Genomic DNA, 21,404 nt, shown 5'->3' on the forward strand with positions numbered 1-21,404 from the left:
CGCTGCGCTCACGGACAAGAACCGGTCGCTGGCGGACAAACGGCCGCAGGATCCCCGCTGCGAAGCTGGATTCCTCAACAACTTCCCCGCTCATGACAGTGAGAAGGACCCTTATGAGTATTTCGAATTCCGAATCCCGGACCACTGACGCTCCGGCAAGGGAGCATTCCACCGCCCTCCGCGCCGGAAGCGTCGGAGTGATGGGCATCCTCTTCTTTGTCCTGTCCGCCCAGGCGCCGCTGACCGGCATTGTGGGCGCTTCACCGCTCGCGGCGGCCCTCGGCAACGGCGCCGGCGCCCCGGGCGCCTACCTGATTGTCGGCGTCGTGATTGTCATCTTCGCGGTGGGCTTCGTCGCCATGAGCCGCAGGATCCAGGCCAACGGCGCCTTCTACGCCTATGTGACGGCCGCGTTCGGCCGGAGAACCGGTGCAGGTGCGGCCTGGCTGGCCCTGCTGGCCTACAACACCATCCAGGCGGCCATGTACGGGCTGTACGGTGCGGCCTTCTCGGGGCTGCTCGCCTCCGTGGGCCTTGACGTTCCCTGGTGGCTGCTGGCGCTGGCCACCATGGCCGGCGTCCAGGTGCTCGGTTCCCTGAATATAGAACTCGGCGCCCGCATCCTGGCCCTGCTGGTGGGCCTGGAGGTGGCGGTGCTGCTGCTGTTCGGCTTCACCGTGCTCTTCAGTGGCGGCGGCCCGGAGGGCATCAGCGTTGCGGCCTCCTTCTCGCCGCAGGCCATCGGCGCGGGCGCCCCCGGGGTGGCCATCATGTTTGCCGTGGCGTCCATGTTCGGGTTCGAATCCACTGCCATCTACTCGGCCGAAGCCAAGGACCCGCACCGCACGGTGGCACGGGCCACCTACCTCTCCGTGGGCGTCATCTCGGTCTTCTTTTCCTTCATTTCCTGGATGCTGGTGAGCTATTACGGGCCCTCCAGGGTGATGGACGCCGCCGGGGCAGCGCTGGAATCCGGGGATGCCACCTCCTTCGTGCTCGGGCCGATGGTGGAACTCTTCGGTCCGTGGGCGGGGACGGTCACGGGCGTCCTGCTGGTGACGTCGCTGCTGGCAGGGATCATCGCCTTCCACAACGGTATCAACCGCTACCTGCACTCGCTGGCGCTCCGCGGTTCCATGCCCGCCCGGGTGGCCCGGACCAACCGGCACCGCGCACCCGCCGTCGCCGCCTGGATCCAGACTGCCGCCGCCGTCGTCCTGGTGATGCCGTTCGCGGCACTTGCCCTGGACCCCGTCCTCACCCTGTTCTCCTGGTTCAGCGGGCTGGCCGTGGCGGCGCTGCTGGTGCTGTACATGCTGTGCTCCGTGGCCGTCGTCGGCTTTTTCCGCCGCGAATCCGCGGGAGCCGGGCTGTGGCAGACGATGATCGCCCCTGCGCTCGCGTCCGTCCTGCTCGTCTGGGTCCTCTACCTGGTGGTCAGCAACTTCACTGCCCTGATCGGCGGCAGTGCTGAGACGGCAGCGGCCCTGCTGGCGTCCGTCCCCGTGGTCTTCGTGGCGGGGGTGCTGGTGGAAGCCAGGGTGCAGCGCCACCTGGACGGCGCCGGCCGCGGAACGGCCAACCCGGACCCGCGCGTCAGCTGAGCGTTGCCCGGCCGGCTGCAGGACCCGGCGGCAGCGGATTGGCCCGGTGCGCAGCTAACGTTTCGCGCCGGGCCAGCAGGTGCGCGGCGCAGAACAGCCCTGCCATGGCCACAGCTGCCACCCATGCCGCCTCCGGGCCGGCCGGCCAGGTGCCGGCCAGCCCCAGGAAGGCCGGAACGGTGGCGGTAACGGGGCTGGCCAGCACCAGGGCCCAGCCGATGAACGGGTCCAGCCGGCTCCGGCCCAGTGCCAGGGACCCGAACAGGGAGCCCCAGAGCCCAGCCCAGGCCAGCCACAGGACCGCGAGCAGGGGATCGGACCCGAGCCAGGCCGCAGCGAGGAGCAGGCCCAGCCCGGCCACCATGCCGCAGAACCAGCCCAGTCCTTTCGACCCCAGGTGCAGCAGCGCGTCCAGCCCCACGTAGACATAGGTCATGCCGAACAGGAACATGCCGGCCACCGTCAGCAGAGGCACCGCGCCGCCCGCGAGGGACATGAGGCCGAGCAGCAGCTGGACGGACCCCACCACCAGGTTCAGGATGGCGGCATCCCGCCACGGCAGCCGGTTCAGGGTGGCCAGGCCGTTGACCAGCAGGACGGCGCCCGAGAGCAAGAGGCAGAGGTACGCCATGTCAGGCGCCCTGTGGGCAGCGGAGACCCCGGGAGTCGGATATCGCTGAATGGAATTTTGTTGTCACAATACGGAGATTAGCCCAGAATTAGGGTTCTATTTGGCGGGCGGCAGTCGCAATCGGTTAGGTTGAAACGTAAACCTCTTGGGACAGCGCCGCCTCTCGTGTGCCGTCCCGCGTCCGGCCACGGTAAGGAAAACATCATGGATGCTCGGCTCGAGGCCATCAGGGACACCGTCCTGGCCAGGAACCCCGGCGAAGCGGAATTCCACCAGGCTGTGGTGGAAGTCTTCGAGAGCCTGGGGCCCGTCCACGACAGGCACCCGGAGTTCCTCGAAGCCGCCATCCTGGAACGGCTGTGCGAGCCCGAGCGGCAGATCATCTTCCGCGTCCCGTGGACCGACGACGCCGGACGCGTCCAGATCAACCGCGGCTTCCGGGTGGAATTCAACTCAGCCCTGGGGCCGTATAAGGGCGGCCTGCGGTTCCACCCGTCGGTATACCTGGGCATCGTCAAGTTCCTGGGTTTTGAACAGATCTTCAAGAACGCCCTCACCGGCATGCCCATCGGCGGCGGCAAGGGCGGCTCCGATTTCGATCCCCGCGGCCGCAGCGACGCCGAAGTCATGCGCTTCTGCCAGTCCTTCATGACCGAGCTCTACCGGCATATTGGCGAATACACCGACGTTCCGGCCGGCGACATCGGCGTGGGCGGCCGCGAAATCGGCTACCTCTTCGGCCAGTACAAGCGCATCACCAACCGGTACGAGTCAGGCGTCCTCACCGGCAAGGGCATCTCCTGGGGCGGGTCCCTGGTCCGCCCCGAGGCCACCGGGTTCGGCACGGTCATCTTCACCCAGGAGATGCTGAAGACCCGCGGATCCTCCTTCGACGGCCAGCGCGTGGTGGTTTCCGGTTCCGGCAATGTGGCCATTAACGCGATCGCCAAGGCGCAGTCGCTGGGCGCCACCGTGGTGGCCTGCTCCGACTCGTCAGGCTACGTGGTGGACGAGGCGGGCATCGACGTCGCGCTTCTGCGTGAGGTGAAGGAAGTTGAGCGCGGCCGCCTGAAGGACTATGCGGAACGCCGTGGCGGAGTCTCCTACGTGGACGGCGGCTCCGTGTGGGACGTCGATGCCACGGTGGCGCTGCCCTGCGCCACGCAGAACGAGCTCGACGGCGATGCTGCCGCCCGCCTGGTGCGCGGCGGCCTCCTGGCAGTCGGAGAAGGCGCCAACATGCCTTCCACCCGCGATGCTGTGGCGGTTTTCCAGGACGCCGGGCTGCTCTTTGGGCCCGGCAAGGCTGCGAATGCAGGCGGGGTGGCCACCTCGGCCCTGGAAATGCAGCAGAACGCCAGCCGGGACTCGTGGTCCTTCGAACACACCGAGGAACGGCTGACCGAGATCATGGTGGGCATCCACCACCGCTGCGCGTCCACCGCCGACGAGTACGGCCAGCCGGGCAACTATGTGCTGGGCGCCAACATCGGCGGGTTCGTCAAAGTGGCCGATGCCATGCTGGCGCAGGGCCTGATCTAGCCGTTACGTTCCGCGGCGCCAGTCCGACGGCGGCACGCCAAACGCATCCCGGAACGTGCGGCTGAAGTGTGCCGCATCCAGGAAACCCCAGCGGGCGGCCACGGCGCCGACCGGCACCCCGGCGTGCAGCGGATCCCGGAGGTCGCGGCGGGCGCCTTCGAGCCGCTGCGTCCGGATCCAGCTGGCCACCGTGGTGCCGGACTCGTGGAAGACGTTGTGCAGGTGCCGGGTGGAAATGAAATGCGCCGCGGCGATGCTGGCCGGCGAAAGCAGCGGATCTGACAGGTTCGCGTCAATGTACTCCCGCACCGCGACTGCCAGCAGGGCCTGCGGCTTCATCCGGTCCGGGGAGATGTCCATTTCGGCGTGCAGCATGGTGGACACCAGGTCCAGGGCGTTGGCCGAGAGCCTTGAGCCGCTGGGTCCGTTGAGCATGTCCAGGTTCTCGGAGAGCTGCCGGATGAACTGTCCCACGATGCCGCTCAGGCCGCCATCGCCAGCCATCCGCACTGCCGCCAGCTGCCCCACATACTCCGTGGGCAGGGCGAGGGCATCGCACGGGAACATCACCACCATAATCCGGGTGGTGTCCTCGAAGGCCAGGGTATAGGGCCGGTTGGTGTCGTAGATTGCGAGGTCGCCGGGCCGCAGCACAGCCTCCCGGTTGTCCTGGATCAGCAGGCCGGTGCCTTCGAGCTGCAGGTTCAGTTTGAAGTACCGCTCGTGGGCCCGGGCAATGAGCGCCGGCGTGCGGTGGACTTCGTGGGATGTGGCCGTGACCTCCACGATGGACATCCGGTCCAGCACCCTGGAGCGGAGCTGTCCGCGAAAACCTTCAGCGTCTGCCGTCTCGGCCATCAGCGGCACAAAGGACTCCGCCACCAGGTGCTTCCAGTGGCCGAACGATGCGGTAATGCTGGTGGTGAGGGCCTGGCTTGCGGGGACCGTAGCCCGGGCGGGTGCTGGCATGGCTGCTCCTGACGAGTGGTCACTCGGACATTCCCCCGGAACTGTGTCATGGAACACAGTGACAACAGGGTAGGGTCCGTGGAATCTTTTTTCAACACTTGGCGAAAAAAGATGACTTCGGCACTTTCCAGCGTACCGCCGTCGGACTCTCCTGGAGGCGCAACGGCGTGGCATGATCAGGCCATGGGAGCCATGGAAGGTTCAGGCGGGACGCGGCGTGATTTCAATGCGCGCTCGCATCACTCCCGCCTGCGGATGCTGGTGATGCTCGCCGTCGGGCTGGCAACGGCGGTGCTGGTGGGGGTCTTGGGAAGCTGGGCCTACGCGCCCGCGCTCGGCTGGGCCGCGGCGTCCGCCACCTACCTGGCCTGGGTCTGGAGTGTCATCGGGCGCCTGGGGCCGGAGGCCACCGCCGCCCATGCGCGGCGTGAAGACCCGGGCCGGGTGTTTTCCGACGCTCTGGTGCTGACCGCCACCGTGGCAAGCTTCGCCGGCGTGGGCCTGATCCTTGTCGATGCGTCCAAGGCGGAGGGCTTCACCAAGGATGCCATTGTGGCCATGGCCCTCGGCAGCATCGCCCTGTCCTGGTTCCTGGTGCACACCCTCTTCACGCTGCGGTACGCCTCCATCTTCTACCGGGACCGGGGCGGGATCGATTTCAACGGGGAGGAACCTCCCCGCTACAAGGATTTTGCGTACCTGGCCTTCACGGTGGGCATGACGTTCCAGGTTTCGGACACGAGCCTCAAGACGCGGGCGATCCGCGGCACGGCCCTCCGGCAGGCACTGCTGTCCTACCTCCTGGGAACCATCGTGCTGGCCACCACCATCAACCTGGTCTCAGGCCTCGTCCGCTAGGTGGCGCCGGGTGCATGCCCCGGACATGCGAATGGGTGCAGTCCCTCGGGGGGAACTGCACCCATTGCTGTACCGGGGTCCGGTCTGTGGCTAGTCCTTCTTGAAGGCGTCCTTGACCTTCTCGCCGGCCTGCTTCAGGTCAGCCTTGGCCTGGTCGGTCTGGCCTTCGGCCTTCAGGCCTTCATCGTTCGTGGCGTTGCCCGCAGCTTCCTTGCCCTTGCCTCCGAGCTTTTCCGCGGCGTTGCCGATCTTGTCACCCAAACCCATGAGCTGCTCCTTGCCTTGGTACCCGCTCCGGGAAGTCCCGGAACCTGACTCTCAATACTAAGCATGCTTTGAGTTGCCCGCGCCCCTTTCCCGGCGGGTTTAAGGCAAACTCACAGGATTTGGGTAGGGCGCCTGGGGTGTCCCGGCTGCGGCATTTTCCGGCGGCGGCCTTAGCCGGCGCTACCGGGGTGGGCAGCGTGGTCCGGTTCAGCAGCGCAGCAGGGCCAGGTAGCCGTCCAGCTGCTCGCCGTGGCTGAAGTCCGCCTGGCCCGGCGGGGCGAGTGCAGCCTCGATCTGGGCGCCGAGCAGCATGTTCAGGAGCTGGCGGGCCAGGAGGGAATCGTCGACGGCGGCACGCACGTCGCCGCTGTTCCGCGCCTCCGCGAGGTAGCGCCGGATGGTGCCCACCCATTCCTCCATGGACTGCCGGTGGATTTCCGCTTTCCCGGGATCGGTGACCGCCTTCTGCCAGAACGGGATCACGATGCGGGCCTCGTTGATGCGTTCCTCGTCCAGTGGGAGGACCTCAAGGCAGAAGGCCTTGAGGGCGTCCAGGCCGGATCTGCCTCCGGTGACTTCCGCAATGCGCCGGTTGGTCCGGTTGAACACATGGCCGAAGGCGAACTCCAGGAGCGTGTCCTTGGTGGGGAAGTAGGGTTTCAGGGCGCCGTTCGCGAAACCGGCCTCCAGGGCGATTTCCCGCATGGTGGCACCCTCCATGCCCTGCCTGGCGATGATCCGCCAGGTGGCATCCACCAACTCCAGGCGCCGCTCGTCGTGGTCAACAATCTTCGGCACCGCGGCCCACTCCCGGAAATTTTTGGCTCAGACTCTTGTGGGCCATGTTACGGACCTTTATTCTCTACAACTATAGAAAATAAACCACCGGCAGCCGTCGACGGCCCGATCAAAGGTTTCCCATGACTCTTACCCCCACTGAAACCACCACGGCACCGGCCGTTGCATCTGCCTTTGGGCCGGTCACGGCGCCGGAGATCCTTGAGGTGCGTGCCATCCTCCGGGCCGAGGGGCTCTTCGGCCCACAGCACCGCATCGCCTACCTGGGGTTGCTGGATCCAGTGCGCAGCGCGGAACCGCACGGCACGGACCCACACGGCACGGACCCGCACAGTGACGCCGGCGCAGTGAACCGCCGGTTCCGTGCCTTCATCCACGATGTCTCCGGCGCTGCGCCGCGCGATGTCGTGGTCTCCGTGACGCAGCGGACGGTGGAAACCGCCGTCGAGCTCGATACCGCGGTGACCGGCGAACTGCCGGTGCTCGAAGAGGAGTTCGAGGTGGTGGAGTCACTGCTTGCCACTGACGAAAGGTGGCTGCAGGCTCTCGCGGACCGAAACCTGGACGTCGAAAAGGTCCGGGTGGCACCGCTCTCCGCCGGCGTCTTCGAGTACCCCGAGGAAAAGGGCCGGCGCATCCTCCGCGGCCTGGCGTTTGTCCAGGAGTTCCCGGAGGACAGCGCCTGGGCGCACCCGGTGGACGGACTGGTGGCATACGTGGACGTGGTCAGCCAGGAGGTCACCCAGGTGATCGACACCGGCGCCGTTCCCGTCCCGGCCGAACACGGCAACTACACCGATCCCGAACTGACCGGCCCGCTCCGCACCACGCAGAAGCCCATCAGCATCACCCAGCCGGAGGGGCCCAGCTTCACCGTCACCGGCGGCAACCACGTGGAATGGGAAAAGTGGAGCCTGGACGTGGGGTTCGATTCCCGCGAAGGCGTGGTCCTCCACAATCTCGCATTCCAGGACGGTGACCGGAAACGGCCCATCATCAACCGGGGCTCCATCGCCGAAATGGTGGTTCCGTACGGCGACCCGTCCCCCATCCGGTCCTGGCAGAACTATTTCGACACCGGCGAATACCTGGTGGGCCAGTACGCCAACTCGCTGGAACTGGGCTGCGACTGCCTGGGCGAGATCACCTACCTGAGCCCCGTCATCAGCGACGCGTTCGGCAACCCCCGGGAAATCCGGAACGGCATATGCATGCACGAGGAAGACTGGAGCATCCTCGCCAAGCACTCCGACCTGTGGAGCGGAGTCACCTACACCCGCCGCAACCGCCGCCTGGTGATCTCCTTCTTCACCACCATCGGCAACTACGACTACGGCTTCTACTGGTACCTCTACCTGGACGGAACCATCGAGTTCGAGGCCAAGGCCACCGGCGTGGTGTTCACGTCGGCGTTTCCGGAGGGTGGCTCGGACAACATCTCCCAGCTCGCCCCCGGCCTGGGCGCACCGTTCCACCAGCACCTCTTCAGTGCCCGCCTGGACATGGCCATCGACGGATTCACCAACCGGGTGGAGGAAGAAGACGTCATCCGGCAGGCCATGGGCCCCGGCAACGAGCGCGGCAATGCGTTCTCCCGGAAGCGCACGCTGCTGGCGCGGGAGTCCGACGGCGTCCGGGAAGCCGATGCGCGGTCCGGACGCACCTGGATCATCTCCAACCCCGAATCCCGCAACCGGCTGGGCGAGCCGGTGGGCTACAAACTCCACTCGCAGAACCAGCCCACGCTGCTGGCCGATCCGGACTCCTCCATTGCCCGCCGCGCCGCCTTCGCCACCAAGGACCTGTGGGTCACCCGCTACGCGGAGGAGGAGCGGTACCCCACCGGGGATTTCGTGAACCAGCACGGCGGCGGAGCTGGCCTGCCCGGGTATGTGGCGCAGGACCGGGACATCGATGGCCAGGACATCGTGGTGTGGCATACCTTCGGCCTCACCCATTTCCCGCGGGTGGAGGACTGGCCCATCATGCCCGTGGATACCGTGGGGTTCAAGCTCCGCCCCGAGGGCTTCTTCGCCAGGAGCCCCGTCCTGGACGTTCCCGCGAACCCGAACCAGCAGGCGTCCTCCTGCCACAGCGAGGGCGGCAGCGGTGATTGCCACTAGCCTCGCGCCCGCCGCGCCGGGCAGCGCAGCCACGCGGACGACGCCGGGCGTTCGGGTCCGCGCCGAGGGTCCCGTCCTGCACCGGCGCCTCTGCGCGGTGGTCACCGCAGTCTCCTGCGCTGCACACCTGTGGCTGGCTGTCTCGGGGCAGCACGGACCCTGGCTGGGTTTCCTGATGATCGCCCTCGCAGCAGTCTGTGTTCCCTGCACCATGCACATCTGGCGGCACGGCCGGGTGGGGGCCCTGCACCAGGTGGCGGCATCCGCCGTGGTGATGGTGGCCGTGCACGCCGTCCTCCTGCTGGGCGCGGCCGGTGCGGGGCACACCCACGGGGGAGGGCCGGCGTCGTCCGCTGCCGCTCCCGGCGTTGGCGCGGAAGCCGGCACGCAGCTGCTGCTGGTCATCGGACTGGAACTCACCACCGCGCTGCTCGCGGCCACGCTGGTGGCGCGGCTCCGTGCCGCACACCGGCGTGGCTGAGCCAACCGCCGTCACGCAGGGCACGCTTTTGGCCTCCCCAGGCCCGGTGTTCCGCGCAAAAGCCGGGCTCCGCCGTCGGGCGCCCTCCGAAAGGATGCTGCGCGTGACGCGTCCCGGTCCCGCGGGCTACTTCTCGTCCGGCCCCAGGTCCGGGCCGGCCACGAAGCGGACCTCCCGGGTGGTGCTGCCCTGCAGTTCCAGGACGGCGAGCTCGTTGGCGCCCTCGCGGATCAGCGGGCCGGGTACGTACAGGGTGCGCTGCGGGCCGCGGCTCCAGTAGCGGCCCAGGTTGAAGCCGTTGATGAAGGCGTTGCCCTTGGTCCAGCCGTCCAGGCGGAGGAACCTGTCGCCCGGACCCTCGGCCTCGAACGTGGCGAACGAAACCGACGGCCCGGCAACTCCGGTCCCGCCGGGTTTCCCGGCGGGAAGTTCCCCCGCAGCGGCACGGAACGCCGCCAGCGACGACAAGTCCACGGGCCGGACGCTCCAGTCCTGCACTTCCACACCGTCCAGCAGGGCCGGACCGGTCAGGCCCTTCGCCTCCCCGATCCGCGGCCCGTAGTTGACCCGGCCCTGGTCCTCCACGAGGACCTGCAGCAGGCCGCCGCGGGGTACAACGATGGAGCGCTCGCCGAGCTCCCGGCTCAGCGTCCCCAACGGGAATCCCTCCAGGAAGAACTGCGCGCGATCGCGGATTTCGCTGAAGGTGAGGACGCCGCCGTCGTCCAACTGCCGTTCGTAAAGGAAGAAGCCGCGGTACTGGCCGGTGGCTTCACAGGGCGGCACGGAACCGGGGACTGGCACAGCGGGGAAGGCCGCGGCGACGTCCAGGAGCGGGGCACTCGACGTTACGGACACAGCCGACGCCGGAACAGCGGCCCGGCGTTCCGGCACCTCCGTGGGAACCGGGAAGTGCTTGGCGATGACGTCCCGGAACGCGAAGTACTTGGCCGTGGGGTGGCCGTCCTCGGTGAGCGGTGCGTCGTAGTCGTAGGAGGTGATGGTGGGTTCGTAGATGCCTTTGTCGTTGGCACCGTTGGTGAAGCCAAAGTTGGTGCCGCCGTGGAACATGTAGATGTTCACCGAGGCGCCGGCGGCCAGCAGGGCGTCGAGTTCCGCGGCTGAGGCGGCGGCGTCGGTGGTGTGGTGGTGGGTGCCCCAGTTGTCGAACCAGCCGTTCCAGAATTCCGCACACATCAGCGGCCCGTCAGGCTGCCGCTCCCGAAGGAAGGCCAGCCGCTCGTCCGCGCGTGAACCGAACGTGCCGGTCTTGTGAAGCCCGGGCAGCGAGCCGTCCTCAATCATGGTCCCGAATGGCTGGTCGCAGGTGAACAGGGGAACCTCGACGCCGGCGCGCTTGGCCGAATCCACGAGGTGCTGCAGGTAGGCCTTGTCCGAGCCATAGGCGCCGTATTCGTTCTCGATCTGGAACAGGATCACCGGACCGCCGTGGGTGACCTGCCGCTCCACCACGATGGGCAGCAGCTGGTCCATGAACCCGTCCACGGCCGCCAGGTAACCGGGCTCGCTGCTGCGCACGCCGATGCCGGGGTCTGTGAACAGCCACGCCGGGAGGCCGCCGTTGTCCCACTCCGCGCAGATGTAGGGCCCGGGCCGGACGATCGCGTGCATGCCCTCGGCTGCCACCAGGTCCAGGAAGCGGGCCAGGTCCAGGCCGCCGTCGGTCCGGAAGCTGCCGGGAGTGGGGGAGTGCTCATTCCATGGCACATACGTCTCGATGGTGTTCAGGCCCATGAGGCGCGCCTTGCGGATCCGGTCCGCCCACAGGTCCGGATGGACGCGGAAGTAGTGGATGGCGCCCGAGAGGATGCGGAACGGTTCTCCGTCCAGCAGGAAGTCGCGGCTGCCGATGGCAAAGGTATGCACGGTGGATCCCAAATCAGTTGGCGGTGCGGAGGGCTGCGGTGTAGGCGTAGAAGGCGTTGCTCCAGATGACGAAGAGCAGTGGTGCAGGTGCCAGGGCGATGCCCAGCACCGGCTGCAGGATGGCGGCGGAGGCGATGATGCCGAGGAGTACGAGGGCGGCGAGGCTGAGGTACCAGCGTTGGACGGTGAGGTAGAGGGCGGCTTTGAGCAGGTTTTTGAGGCGTGTTTCGGGGAGGAGGACGACGCCGGCGGTCGCTGTGACGGTTACGGCCAGTGTTGCGGCGGCTGCTGTGAGGATCACGGGGACCAGGAGGGCTGCTGCGGGCATTGTTTGGACGATCGCCAGGTCCACGCCGAGGAACAGGAGAAGGGCGACGGCGGCGAGCCCGAGCGGGGCGGTCCGCCGGAACCCGCTGCGGTAGCCGCGGAGGTAGGCCGCGACGGGTTTTACTGCGGCGCCGTCGTCGTGCAGGGCTTTGAAGGTGGCGAAGATCCCGGCGAGGGAGGGCGGGATGGTGATGGTGAGGGCGAGGAAGAAGGGCCACGCGGCGGCGGGGTCTGCCACGAGGGCCAGGCACAGCACCAGGGGCGCGTTCGCCAGGGCCAGGAGGACGTTTCCGGCGAGGAAGGTGTAGATGAAGCCGAAGATGTTCCCGAAGGCTTCGAAGCCGGGGCTGGGGATCCGGCCGGCCAGGCCGCGTTGCCGGGGGTGTTGGCCGGTGTTTGGTGAGTGCCCGGCGGGGTGCTGTGCCACGGTGGTCATCCTTTCATGCCGCTCGTGGCGATGCCCTGGATGAAGTAGCGCTGGCCGATGAGGAAGATCGCGAGGATGGGGATCACCGAGATCACGGAGCCGGTCATGATCATGGCGTACTCGGCGTCGAATTGGCCTACGAAGGAGCGCAGGCCGAGTTGGACGGTCCAGAGCCGGTTACTGGTGAGGTAGATGAACGGGCCCATGTAGTCGTTCCAGGTGTTGACGAAGGTCAGCAGGGCCAGGCTGGCGAGGGCGGGTTTGGAGAGGGGGAGGATGACGCGGGCCCAGATGCCGTATTCGCTGAGGCCATCGATCCGGGCGGCTTCGCAGAGTTCGTCGGGGATGGTCATGTAGTACTGGCGCATGAGGAACACGCCGAACGCGCCGAAGGCCTGGAGGAGGATGAGCGCGTTGAAGCTGTTGGTCAGGCCCAGGTTCTGCATCATGATGTACTGCGGGACCATGTAGGCCTGCCAGGGCACGGCGATGGTGCCGATGTAGGCCAGGAACAGGACGTCCCGGCCGGGGAAGCGGACTTTGGAGAAGCCGTAGGCGGCCAGGGATCCGGTGAGGACCTGCAGGCAGGTGATGATCACGGCCAAGTACAGTGAGTTTTGCAGGTAGCCCATCATGGGGATCCGGGTCCAGATATCCGTGTAGTTGCTCCACACGAACTCGGTGGGGATCCACTGGATGGGGACGGTGAGGACCTGGTTGTTTTCCTTCAGGGAGGAGGAGACCATCCAGATGAACGGCACCATCAGCGCCGCCACAAGGACCACGAGGGCGGCGTAGATGACGAGGTCTGTGGTGCGTTTCTTCGCTTCGCGCGGGGAGCGGCGGCGTTCGCTGCGGCGGTCCTCTTCCGCGGTGTTCTGGGGCGTGGCTGCGTCGTTGAGGTGACTGGTTTTGAGGTCTTCGGCCATGTTGGTCATCAGCGTTCCCTCCGCTGTTGGATCTTGAATTGGAGCACGGTGACGGTCAGCACGATGAGGAACAGCACCAGGGAGATGGCTGAGGAGTAGCCGAACTTTCCTTCGCCGATGCCTTCCTGGTAGATGAGCTGGGACAGCACGGTGGTGGAGCGGCCGGGGCCGCCGTTGGTCATGACGACGATGAGGTCGAAGACTTTAAAGCTGGACACGGTCAGCATGACCACAACGAAGAACGTGGTGGGGCGCAGCGAGGGGATGGTGACATTCCAGAAGCGCTGCCAGGCGGAGGCGCCGTCGACTTCGGCGGCTTCGTAGAGTTCGGCGGGAATGGCCTGGAGGCCGGCGAGGTAGAGGACCATGTAGTAGCCCATGTCGCGCCAGACGCTGGTGATGATGACCGCGGGCAGGGCCCAGTCGGAGCTGGAGGTCCAGCCCGGCGGGTTGGCGATGCCGATGGTGGTGAGGAACTGGTTGATGGGGCCGTTATCAGGGCTGAAGAGCATGTTCCAGACCACGGCCACTGCCACCAGTGAGGTGATGTAGGGGAAGAAGATGGCGACGCGGAAGAAGCCGATGCCCTTGAGCTTGCGGTTCAGGAGCATCGCCAGGAGCAGCGCCAGGGCCATGGTGAGGGGGACGTGGCCGATGGCGTAGACAACTGTGTTGCGCAGCGCGATCCAGAAGGAATCTGAGGCGAACATCCGCTGGAAGTTGGCCAGTCCCACCCACTTGGGGGCGGTGAAGGAGGTCCATTCCATGAAGGAAAGCGCGAACGCGGCCAGGACCGGGATGAGGGTGAAGGCCAGGAACCCCAGGAAGTTCGGCAGGATGAACGTCCAGCCGATCAGGGTGTTGCGCCGGGCCTGCTTCCGGTTGCCCCGGCTGTGGACAGCCGGGGCAACCGTCGAAGGAATAATGTCAGTGCTCATGGCTGCCTGTTACTGGCCCAGGACTTCGCTTTTGACGCGCTTGCCCATCTCGGCAACCCCGTCAGACACCGAGCGCTCACCCACCATGATCAGGTCGTGCTCCTGGTTGAGGACCTTGTCCGTGGCGGCAGACTTGTCGCTGACCGGCATTTCCAGGGCAACCTTGTCCGGGGTGAAGGCCTTCTTGGACAGTTCGTCCGTGGGCATGCCGGCGAGCTTGAAGTACTCGGCAGTGATGGAGTCGTTCTGCAGGGCCGGCACAACGCCGATCTTGGAGATGGCCTTGGCGCCTTCCTCACCCGCCGCCCACTCGATGAACTTCTTGGCTGCGTCCGAGTGCGCGGCGTTCTTGTTCACGGCGAACGCGGTGGGCGAACCGAACGTGGTGACCTTGCCGTCGTCGTTCTTCTGCGGCATCGGGGCCAGGCCCCAGTCCACGGTGGACTTGCCATCCTTCTTGGCCTGCAGGATGCCGGCGATGTACCAGGTGCCCATGGGCATCATGGCGGCCTGGCCGGTCTCGAACATGGTGCGGTAGCTGGTCTTCTGGCTCTTGGCGGTGCCGAAGTCCAGGGTGGCGCCGCTCTTCTGCAGGTCCAGGGCGGTGTTGTACTGGTCCTCGAAGAAGCCGTAGTCGCCGCTGTTCTGGTCGGCGTCGTCCTGGGCGGCCGCGATGGCCTGCACTACGGAGCGCCAGATGTGGTGGTAGGTACCGTAGACCTTCTTGCCGTTGGCCTCGGTGGTGAGCTTCTTGGCCAGCGCGGTGTACTCGTCCCAGGTCAGGTCAGCGGGGTTCTCCACGCCTGCAGCCTTGAGCAGGTCCTTGTTGTAGTACAAGAGCCAGAAGTCCTGGCGGTAGGGGGCAGCGTAGTACTTGCCGCCGATGTCGAAGGCGTCCAGGCCCGCGAGGTTGTCCTTGCCAACGGTGTCCACCACGCCGTTGATTTCCTGCAGCTGGCCGTTGTTGGCGTAGCGGGCGTAGTCAATGACGTTCTTCATGGTGAGGACGTCCGTGGTGTCCCCGCCGGCCAGCATGGTGGTGACCTTCTGCGGGTAGTCATCGGCGAGGATGTCTACAGGTTCGATGTCGATGTCCGGGTTGGCTGCCTCGTAGCTGTCGAAGAGGGCTTTGAACTCCGGGGTGCCTTCGTAGTTCCATACCGAAACGGTCAGCCGGGTCTTGCCTTCCTGGCCCTGTGGTTCGGCCGGTCCGGCGGCGCCGGCACAACCGGACAGGCCCAGGCCTGCGGTTACTGCCAGTGCGATGGCGGCGAGGGTGGTGCGCTTCATTGCGTGCTCCTTACTGGGTTTTTGGTCTGCCGCGTCCGCGGCCGGGGTTGGTTCAGGCGCTCAGGGAGAGGTCTTCGGAGACCACCTGGGCTACGAGCTGTTCTCCGGTGAGGTACCGTTCGAGGTCGTTCAGCGCGGCGTCGGACATCCGCCGGGTTTCGGTGCCGAGCGACCCGGCGATGTGGGGCGTGAGCACCACGTTGGGCAGGTCATAGAGGACCGAATCCTTCGGCAGTGGCTCGGGCTCGGTGACGTCCAGGACGGCGTGGATCCGCCCTGTGGCGCACTCGGATTCCAACGCCCGGGTGTCCACCAGTGAGCCGCGGGCGGTGTTGATCAAAGTGGCGTGGTCCTTCATGGCCCGCAGTTCCGCTTCCCCGATCATGTGCCGGGTTTCCGGCAGCGCCGGGGCGTGGATACTCACGACGTCGGACTCCCGCAGCAGTTCGGCCAGGCCCACCAGGCGGCCGCCGGTAGCGGCCACGGCAGCGGGATCGGCGTGCGGATCGTGGACCAGGACGGTGACGTCCTGCAGTTGCTGGACCAGGCGGACCACGCGGCGGCCGATGCGCGAGAACCCCACTACCCCGATCACCCGGCCGATGTTGCCCACCTCGCCGCGCGCCGTCGTGTAGGACCAGTCCTCACGCCAGGTGCGGGCATCGTTGGCCAGCACCTGCGCCTTCTTCCCGGCCAGCACGATGGAAGCGAACGTAAACTCGGCCACCGGGATGGCGTTCGCGTCAGCACCGTTGGTCACCAGGATGCCCCGGTCCCACAACTCCGGTGTGACGAAACTGCGCACCGTCCCGGCGCAATGAAACACCGCCCGCAGGTTCGGCATCCGCTCCAGCGCCGCCGCATCCAGCCGCGGCACGCCCCAACTGGTCAGCAGGACCTCCACGTCCGCGAGCCGGCCCGCCACCGCCGGATCCTCCAGCGAGTCGGTCCACGGCTGCCCGCCCAGATCCACCAGCCCCGCCAACCGGTCCAACCGGGTGGAATCGAACTGGTCAGTAAAGGTTCCGCGGTTCATGACCAGCAGGGCCTTGGGTTTTGGCGACATCCGGGCCTCCCTTCTCTCGTGTTCGTTTGCGCTCACAACCGCAATTCATGTCTTGCATCACATCTAACAATCAGTAGATACTCATGAACAAGATAGAACAACCAAGTTATTCACCTTCGATCCAAAACGATCGTATTCGAACATGAGAGCCGATGATGACGTCCCCCTTCAGTCCCCACACCACGCTGCCGGCACCTGCAGCGCCACTGGTCACTGCCTGGGGACCCGACGGCTCCCAGCCGGCGCTCCTTCCCCTGTTGGCCGGCGCGGCCGCGCGCATCAGTGTTCCCGCAGCGGGCAGCAAAGCCTGGCATACCGCGGTGTTGAATCTGCCCGCTCCTGTTGTCCGGCAAGCACAGGGGGAACGGGGAACGCCGTGGCCCCAACCCCTGGTGTCCCACTACGCCCGGTATTTCCGGGACGGAAACCGGACTGCCTACGAAGGCCTGGTGGCTGCGCGCCAGCAGCGGCTGACCCGCGCCGTCGTCATGGCCCTGGCCAGTAATCCCGGCCGCCAGGAAGGGGACGGCGACGAGGCGGAGGCGTGGCTGGACGAGGTCATCGACGGCGCGTTCCTGCTCTGCGAACAGAGCTCGTGGAGCTGGGCCGCGCACGACGACGTCTTCCGCCGCACGGGCTGCGTTGTTCCGGACCTGGCCACCCCGTACCTGGACCTCGGCGCGGGGGAGGTGGCCGCGCAGCTGGCATGGCTGGACCATGTCCTGGGCGGGCAGCTCGATGACCGGGCGCCGGGGCTGCGGCGGCGCATCCGGGAGGAGGTCGCCGGGCGCGTCATCCGGCCTTTCCTTGACCGGCTGGACTGGCACTGGCTGGGCCTGGACGGGGATGTCCACAACTGGAATCCCTGGATCCACTCCAACCTCATTGCGGCGGCGCTGTTCCTGGTGGATGACCCCATCACCCAAGCGCGGGCAGTGGCCCGCTGCATCGAGGGCCTGGACCGCTTCCTGGCATCCATCCCGGCCGACGGCGCCATTGACGAGGGCTTCGCCTACTGGTGGAACGGTGCCGGGCGGGCGCTGGAGGGGCTGGCCCTGCTGGAACAGGCCACGGGCGGCGTGCTCGACGGCGGCCTCCCGGTGGTCCGTGAAATGGTCGCCTTCCCGCACCGCATGCACATCGGCGGCGCCTGGTTCCTCAACGTGGCCGACGGTCCGGCGCGCGCTGCGGCTGCCCTTCCCTGGGACATGCTGCACCGCTGGGCAGTCCGTCTGGGCGATCCGGAGGCGGCCGGCCACGCCGCCGCCATGGCCACCCGCGGCCCGGATCCCGCCGCGGGGCTCGGCCGGGTCCTGCACACGCTCCTCGAACTCCCGGAACCCGCTTCCACCGCCACTCCGGCCCACCCTCCGCTGGTGGCCACCACGTACCTGCCATCCGTCCAGATCATGGTGGCCCGGGAAACCGCGGGAACGGCTGAGGGACTGCTCCTGGCCGCGAAGGGAGGCCATAACGGCGAGCACCACAACCACCGCGACGTCGGCTCGGTAGTGGTTGCCGTGGACGGGGTTCCCCTGTTGGTTGACGCCGGCCAGCCCACCTACACCGCCCAGACGTTCGGCCCGGACCGTTACGGCATCCGCGCGATGCAGAGCAACTGGCACAGCGTCCCTGCCCCGTTCGGCCTTGAACAGGGAACCGGCAGCGACTTCGCGGCCGGCGTCCTCAATGCGCCCACCCCGGAGCGGCCGCTGCTGGAGCTCGCGCTGGGAGCGGCCTACGGCTTCGAACCCCGGGCCTGGATCCGGGCGGCGGAACTGCACCGGGCCTCCGGCCGCATCACCATCGCCGACAGCTGGGACCTTCCTGCACCGGCCACGGGCGGAACGGCCGACGTCGACATCACCTTCCTGACGGCCGGAACTGTGATCCTTGGCCCGGACGGATCGGCGACCGTCCGTCCGGACGGCATCCCGGCGGTTGACGCGGCAAACGCGACGCCGCGGGGAGCTGCCCTGCGCTGGGACCCGGCAGCCGTCGTCGTCCTCGTGGACGAATGGCAGCTGGACGATCCGCTCCTCGCCGCCGCGTGGGGAGCACGGCTGACCCGGCTGCGTTTCCGCACGCCGGCTGCAATTGCACCGTCCCCTGATTTCCGCGCCGCCGGCGCATTCACCCTCACTGTGGAGGCAACACCATGAGCCCTGAGCAACCGTCCGAACCCACCGGAAAGTCTCTGTTTTCGCTGCAGCGCCGGGAACGGCTCATGGAGGAACTGCGGGCGCACGGTGCCATCACCGTCCGCGACATCGCGGCGAAGCTGGGCGTCAGCGAACTGACCATCCGCCGCGACGTGAACATCCTCGCGGACGAGGGCCTGGTATCCCGCGTGCATGGCGGCGCCACGTTGCCCAGCCCGCTGGACCGCTCGGCAGCGGGCCGGGCAGCACAGCACAGCTACTCCATCGGCATGGTGGTGCCGTCACTGGACTACTACTGGCCGCAGGTCATCAGCGGGGCGCGGGCCGAGGCGGAAGAGCGTAACCTGCGGATCATGGTGCGCGGGTCCGCATATGACGCCGCAGACAACCGCCGGCAGGTGCAGGCCCTGCTGGACACCCAGAACATCGACGGCCTGATCGTGGCCCCGGACATGGGCGGTGACCACGGCCCTGAGCTGATCCGCTGGCTGAACGCCCTGCCCATCCCGGTGGTGCTCGCCGAACGGCGTGCACCGGCCGAGATCCCGGCGCACCGCCTTGAATGGGTGGCCACGGACCACGCGTTTGGCGCCGGTATGGCCGTGCGGCACCTGTGGCAGGAAGGCCACCGGCGGATCGGCTGCCTCACCGATTCGTCCAGCCCCACCAGCCCGCACGTGGTCCGCGGCTGGCACCAGGCCCTGGCCGCACTGAAGATTCCGCTGGAGGGCTCGGTGCACGAGGACTCAGCCAAACAGGACCCCGCCAACCGCGGCAACGGCGGCCGGGCCGGCCACTTCGATCATGTGCTGGACCTGTGCACGCAGACCGGCACCACGGCGATGCTGGTGCATTCGGACACCCAGGCGGTGGCATTCGTGCAGCACTGCGTGGACCGCGGACTCACCGTTCCGGGGGACATGGCGATCGTGGGGTACGACGACGAAGTGGCCTACCTGGCCGAGCCCGCCATCTCCGCCGTCCGGCCCCCCAAGCAGTACGTGGGCAAGGTGGCGGTGCAGCTCATGGCCGCACGGCTGGCCGAGGGCAGGATACGTCCCGTGCACCGGATCGAGCTGAACCCGGACCTGATCCTGCGGGAATCGTCCATCGGGGCTCCGCGGATTCCGGCTGCCGGCGTACTGCAGGATTCCCTGTGAACGCCGCGCCCCTGGCCATGCCCCCGCTGGACTTCAGCGCCTCGCCGTATACCGGCCTTACCCGGGACCACTGGTGTGCGTACGCCGACTACCTGCTGCGGTCCGCGCACCGCCACGCCACCGAAGACCACGCCAACCTGTACCTCCCCGGAGCCACCAGCGCTTATGGCCGGAACAGCGATTCGCTGGAAGCCTTTGCCCGGACCTTCCTGCTGGCCTCATTCCGGATCGCCGGTGATCCGGAGGGCACCGCGTGGCTGGCCGACTGGTACGCCAAGGGCCTCGACGCCGGAACCAACCCCGCGAACCCTGACCGCTGGCCCACCCCGGGTGAACTGGACCAGGCCAAAGTCGAGGCGGCATCGCTGGCCGTGGGACTGGCGCTGACCCGGGACGTCCTGTGGGACCGGCTGCCGCAGCGCGTCCAGGAGCAGCTGGTGGCCTGGTTCGAGACCGTGATCGGCCAGGCGTACCCGCCCATCAACTGGGTGTGGTTCCAGATCGTCGTCGAAAAGTTCCTCGCCGGCGTGGGCCGACGATACTCGGATGCGGACATCGACGCCGGGCTGGCCATCCACAACTCCCTGTACCGCGGCCACGGCTGGTTTGCCGATGGCCCTGAGCGCGCCTACGACCACTACGTGGGCTGGGCGTTCCAGGTCTATCCCCAACTGCTGCAGCTGATGGCGCCGGAGGACCCCCAAGTGAAGGCCCGTGCCGAGCTGGACGGCGAACGGCTGGCCGATTTCCTGGACGACGCCATCCACCTGGTGGGGGCTGACGGTGCTCCGCTGGTCCAGGGCCGCAGCCTGATCTACCGCTTCGCCGCGGCGGCCCCGTTTTGGGCGGGACAGATCGCGGGGCACACCCGATTGACGCCCGGCGTGACCCGGCGGGCGGCCTCCGGCATCTTGAAGTACTTCCTAAACCGGGGCGCCCACAACGCTGACGGACTGCTGACCATCGGCTTCCACTCCGAGTTCCCGGGCATGAAACAGTCCTATTCCGGCGCGGGGTCCCCCTACTGGGCCGCCAAGGGAATGATGGGCCTCGCCCTCCCCGCCGGCCATCCGGTGTGGACGGCCGTCGAGGAGCCGCTGCCGGTGGAAACCGGCGACACGCAGCGCTTCATCACGGCTCCGGGCTGGCAAGTGGACGGGACCGCCTCGGACGGTGTGGTGCGGATCCGCAACCACGGCACCGACCATGCCAACGCCGGCGTCCGGGTGGCCGATTCCCCGCTGTATGCGCGGCTGGGCTACTCCACTGCCACCTTCCCGGACCTTGCCCCGGAATCCGTGGACAACGCCGTCGCGTTCGCCGATGCGGAAGGCCGGCTGACGCACCGGACCGGATTCGAGTTCCTTGGCCACTTCAGGCAGGACGGGGTGCAGGTGGGGGCCTCGCGCTTCACCGCACACTGGATCGAGGTGGATCCCGACGGCGGCCCGGACCACGGGAGCGGCGCTGCGGGAGTTGCCACGCCGGGGCCCGAAGTGACGGTGGCATCCGTGACGCGGGGTGCCGTGGAACTGCGGCTGGTGCGGGTCCGCAACGCCGCAGGCAACGGCGCCCGGCTGCGGATCGGCGGCTGGCCGGTGGACACCGCGGCCGGCCTGGCCAGCGAGGTCCGCCCCGTTGAGTGGGGCGGGGTCCTTGACGACGCCGGCACCTGGCGCCGCGAGGCACCGCACCCGGTGGGGGAGCACCTGGCCATCCCCTGGATTGGCACCGCCGGTGCCGTGGCCGACGCGGACTACGCCGCCGTCGTCGTGCTCTCAGGAGAAGGCTCCCTTGCCGAAACGTGCGGGGCGCGCTTCGTGGCGGACGGCCTGTTCGCCTTCGCGGACGGTGCCACGATCGACGTCGACGCGGTGTTCGCGCAGCTCAATCCTGCGTAGGAACCCCTGGGTCCACTCGTCAACCTCTCAACGTTGACGAGTAC

The 21,404-nt window shown here is 67.5% G+C and carries 18 protein-coding genes; 8 read left to right on the forward strand and 10 right to left on the reverse strand.

Annotated elements, in window-relative coordinates:
* The first annotated feature begins 113 nt into the window (after positions 1-113).
* Positions 114-1,604 (forward strand): APC family permease, encoded by a 1,491-nt coding sequence (locus ACFV4R_RS08870; RefSeq protein ID WP_377201985.1) that lies wholly within the window; start codon positions 114-116, stop codon positions 1,602-1,604.
* On the opposite strand, the gene ACFV4R_RS08875 is transcribed toward ACFV4R_RS08870, so the two are convergent.
* Positions 1,597-2,235 carry an AmiS/UreI family transporter gene (locus ACFV4R_RS08875; RefSeq protein WP_377201986.1) on the reverse strand — a complete coding sequence of 213 codons (639 nt, stop codon included), beginning with the start codon at positions 2,233-2,235 and terminating at the stop codon, positions 1,597-1,599. The two genes, ACFV4R_RS08870 and ACFV4R_RS08875, sit on opposite strands and share 8 nt — an antisense overlap.
* Positions 2,236-2,439: 204 nt before the next feature.
* Here ACFV4R_RS08875 and gdhA point away from each other — a divergent pair, with 204 nt between their 5' ends.
* Positions 2,440-3,777, forward strand: coding sequence for an NADP-specific glutamate dehydrogenase (gene gdhA / locus ACFV4R_RS08880; protein ID WP_377201987.1), 1,338 nt, complete (start codon positions 2,440-2,442; stop codon positions 3,775-3,777).
* 3 nt (positions 3,778-3,780) lie between these two features.
* On the opposite strand, the gene ACFV4R_RS08885 is transcribed toward gdhA, so the two are convergent.
* Entirely contained in the window at positions 3,781-4,746 is a 966-nt protein-coding gene (locus ACFV4R_RS08885; protein ID WP_377201988.1) for a helix-turn-helix domain-containing protein, read from the reverse strand.
* Between the two features lie 255 nt (positions 4,747-5,001).
* Between ACFV4R_RS08885 and ACFV4R_RS08890 the strand changes: the two genes are divergently transcribed.
* The gene (locus ACFV4R_RS08890; RefSeq protein WP_377202089.1) at positions 5,002-5,604 is read left to right on the forward strand and encodes a DUF1345 domain-containing protein; all 603 of its coding nucleotides are present in this window, start codon (positions 5,002-5,004) and stop codon (positions 5,602-5,604) included.
* Positions 5,605-5,694: 90 nt separating this feature from the next.
* On the opposite strand, the gene ACFV4R_RS08895 is transcribed toward ACFV4R_RS08890, so the two are convergent.
* Together ACFV4R_RS08895 and ACFV4R_RS08900 are read right to left on the reverse strand one after the other, a co-directional pair.
* Positions 5,695-5,871, reverse strand: coding sequence for a CsbD family protein (locus tag ACFV4R_RS08895; protein ID WP_377201989.1), 177 nt, complete (start codon positions 5,869-5,871; stop codon positions 5,695-5,697).
* Positions 5,872-6,078: 207 nt separating this feature from the next.
* The gene (locus ACFV4R_RS08900) at positions 6,079-6,669 is read right to left on the reverse strand and encodes a TetR/AcrR family transcriptional regulator (RefSeq protein WP_377201990.1); all 591 of its coding nucleotides are present in this window, start codon (positions 6,667-6,669) and stop codon (positions 6,079-6,081) included.
* Between the two features lie 122 nt (positions 6,670-6,791).
* On the opposite strand from ACFV4R_RS08900, the gene ACFV4R_RS08905 reads away from it, so the two are divergent.
* A complete protein-coding gene (locus ACFV4R_RS08905) occupies positions 6,792-8,792 on the forward strand; it encodes a primary-amine oxidase (RefSeq protein ID WP_377201991.1) in 2,001 nt (666 codons plus the stop codon).
* The gene (locus tag ACFV4R_RS08910; protein WP_377201992.1) at positions 8,779-9,273 is read left to right on the forward strand and encodes a hypothetical protein; all 495 of its coding nucleotides are present in this window, start codon (positions 8,779-8,781) and stop codon (positions 9,271-9,273) included. The genes ACFV4R_RS08905 and ACFV4R_RS08910 overlap by 14 nt, the downstream gene beginning before the upstream one ends.
* A 126-nt stretch (positions 9,274-9,399) precedes the next feature.
* Here ACFV4R_RS08910 and ACFV4R_RS08915 read toward each other — a convergent pair whose 3' ends face one another.
* Genes ACFV4R_RS08915 through ACFV4R_RS08940 form a run of 6 tightly spaced genes read right to left on the reverse strand, consistent with a single transcriptional unit; the run spans position 9,400 to position 16,137 of the window.
* A complete protein-coding gene (locus tag ACFV4R_RS08915) occupies positions 9,400-11,160 on the reverse strand; it encodes a beta-galactosidase family protein (protein ID WP_377201993.1) in 1,761 nt (586 codons plus the stop codon).
* Between the two features lie 13 nt (positions 11,161-11,173).
* Positions 11,174-11,923 carry a hypothetical protein gene (locus ACFV4R_RS08920; RefSeq protein ID WP_377201994.1) on the reverse strand — a complete coding sequence of 250 codons (750 nt, stop codon included), beginning with the start codon at positions 11,921-11,923 and terminating at the stop codon, positions 11,174-11,176.
* The gene (locus ACFV4R_RS08925) at positions 11,920-12,852 is read right to left on the reverse strand and encodes a carbohydrate ABC transporter permease (protein WP_377201995.1); all 933 of its coding nucleotides are present in this window, start codon (positions 12,850-12,852) and stop codon (positions 11,920-11,922) included. The genes ACFV4R_RS08920 and ACFV4R_RS08925 overlap by 4 nt, the downstream gene beginning before the upstream one ends.
* The gene (locus ACFV4R_RS08930; protein ID WP_377201996.1) at positions 12,852-13,781 is read right to left on the reverse strand and encodes a carbohydrate ABC transporter permease; all 930 of its coding nucleotides are present in this window, start codon (positions 13,779-13,781) and stop codon (positions 12,852-12,854) included. The genes ACFV4R_RS08925 and ACFV4R_RS08930 overlap by 1 nt, the downstream gene beginning before the upstream one ends.
* A 9-nt stretch (positions 13,782-13,790) precedes the next feature.
* Entirely contained in the window at positions 13,791-15,071 is a 1,281-nt protein-coding gene (locus ACFV4R_RS08935) for an ABC transporter substrate-binding protein (protein ID WP_377201997.1), read from the reverse strand.
* 52 nt (positions 15,072-15,123) lie between these two features.
* Positions 15,124-16,137 (reverse strand): hydroxyacid dehydrogenase, encoded by a 1,014-nt coding sequence (locus tag ACFV4R_RS08940; RefSeq protein WP_377201998.1) that lies wholly within the window; start codon positions 16,135-16,137, stop codon positions 15,124-15,126.
* A gap of 152 nt (positions 16,138-16,289) precedes the next feature.
* On the opposite strand from ACFV4R_RS08940, the gene ACFV4R_RS08945 reads away from it, so the two are divergent.
* The 3 genes from ACFV4R_RS08945 to ACFV4R_RS08955 are packed head-to-tail and all read left to right on the forward strand — an operon-like array spanning position 16,290 to position 21,360.
* Positions 16,290-18,299, forward strand: a complete 2,010-nt coding sequence (locus ACFV4R_RS08945) for a heparinase (protein WP_377227107.1) — start codon at positions 16,290-16,292, stop codon at positions 18,297-18,299.
* The gene (locus ACFV4R_RS08950) at positions 18,296-19,459 is read left to right on the forward strand and encodes a LacI family DNA-binding transcriptional regulator (protein ID WP_377202000.1); all 1,164 of its coding nucleotides are present in this window, start codon (positions 18,296-18,298) and stop codon (positions 19,457-19,459) included. The genes ACFV4R_RS08945 and ACFV4R_RS08950 overlap by 4 nt, the downstream gene beginning before the upstream one ends.
* Positions 19,456-21,360 carry a DUF2264 domain-containing protein gene (locus ACFV4R_RS08955; RefSeq protein WP_377202001.1) on the forward strand — a complete coding sequence of 635 codons (1,905 nt, stop codon included), beginning with the start codon at positions 19,456-19,458 and terminating at the stop codon, positions 21,358-21,360. The genes ACFV4R_RS08950 and ACFV4R_RS08955 overlap by 4 nt, the downstream gene beginning before the upstream one ends.
* Positions 21,361-21,404 lie beyond the last annotated feature (44 nt).

This window comes from Pseudarthrobacter sp. NPDC059871, from assembly GCF_042731175.1.
Classification (GTDB): domain Bacteria; phylum Actinomycetota; class Actinomycetes; order Actinomycetales; family Micrococcaceae; genus Arthrobacter.

Coding starts and splice junctions, on each gene's coding strand:
- ACFV4R_RS08935 (WP_377201997.1), bottom strand. CDS start 15,071: ATGAAGCGCACCACCCTCGCCGCCATCGCACTGGCAGTAACCGCAGGC.
- gdhA (WP_377201987.1), top strand. CDS start 2,440: ATGGATGCTCGGCTCGAGGCCATCAGGGACACCGTCCTGGCCAGGAAC.
- ACFV4R_RS08870 (WP_377201985.1), top strand. CDS start 114: ATGAGTATTTCGAATTCCGAATCCCGGACCACTGACGCTCCGGCAAGG.
- ACFV4R_RS08945 (WP_377227107.1), top strand. CDS start 16,290: ATGATGACGTCCCCCTTCAGTCCCCACACCACGCTGCCGGCACCTGCA.
- ACFV4R_RS08875 (WP_377201986.1), bottom strand. CDS start 2,235: ATGGCGTACCTCTGCCTCTTGCTCTCGGGCGCCGTCCTGCTGGTCAAC.
- ACFV4R_RS08940 (WP_377201998.1), bottom strand. CDS start 16,137: ATGTCGCCAAAACCCAAGGCCCTGCTGGTCATGAACCGCGGAACCTTT.
- ACFV4R_RS08905 (WP_377201991.1), top strand. CDS start 6,792: ATGACTCTTACCCCCACTGAAACCACCACGGCACCGGCCGTTGCATCT.
- ACFV4R_RS08885 (WP_377201988.1), bottom strand. CDS start 4,746: ATGCCAGCACCCGCCCGGGCTACGGTCCCCGCAAGCCAGGCCCTCACC.
- ACFV4R_RS08895 (WP_377201989.1), bottom strand. CDS start 5,871: ATGGGTTTGGGTGACAAGATCGGCAACGCCGCGGAAAAGCTCGGAGGC.
- ACFV4R_RS08890 (WP_377202089.1), top strand. CDS start 5,002: ATGCTGGTGATGCTCGCCGTCGGGCTGGCAACGGCGGTGCTGGTGGGG.
- ACFV4R_RS08930 (WP_377201996.1), bottom strand. CDS start 13,781: ATGAGCACTGACATTATTCCTTCGACGGTTGCCCCGGCTGTCCACAGC.
- ACFV4R_RS08920 (WP_377201994.1), bottom strand. CDS start 11,923: ATGACCACCGTGGCACAGCACCCCGCCGGGCACTCACCAAACACCGGC.
- ACFV4R_RS08925 (WP_377201995.1), bottom strand. CDS start 12,852: ATGACCAACATGGCCGAAGACCTCAAAACCAGTCACCTCAACGACGCA.
- ACFV4R_RS08950 (WP_377202000.1), top strand. CDS start 18,296: ATGAGCCCTGAGCAACCGTCCGAACCCACCGGAAAGTCTCTGTTTTCG.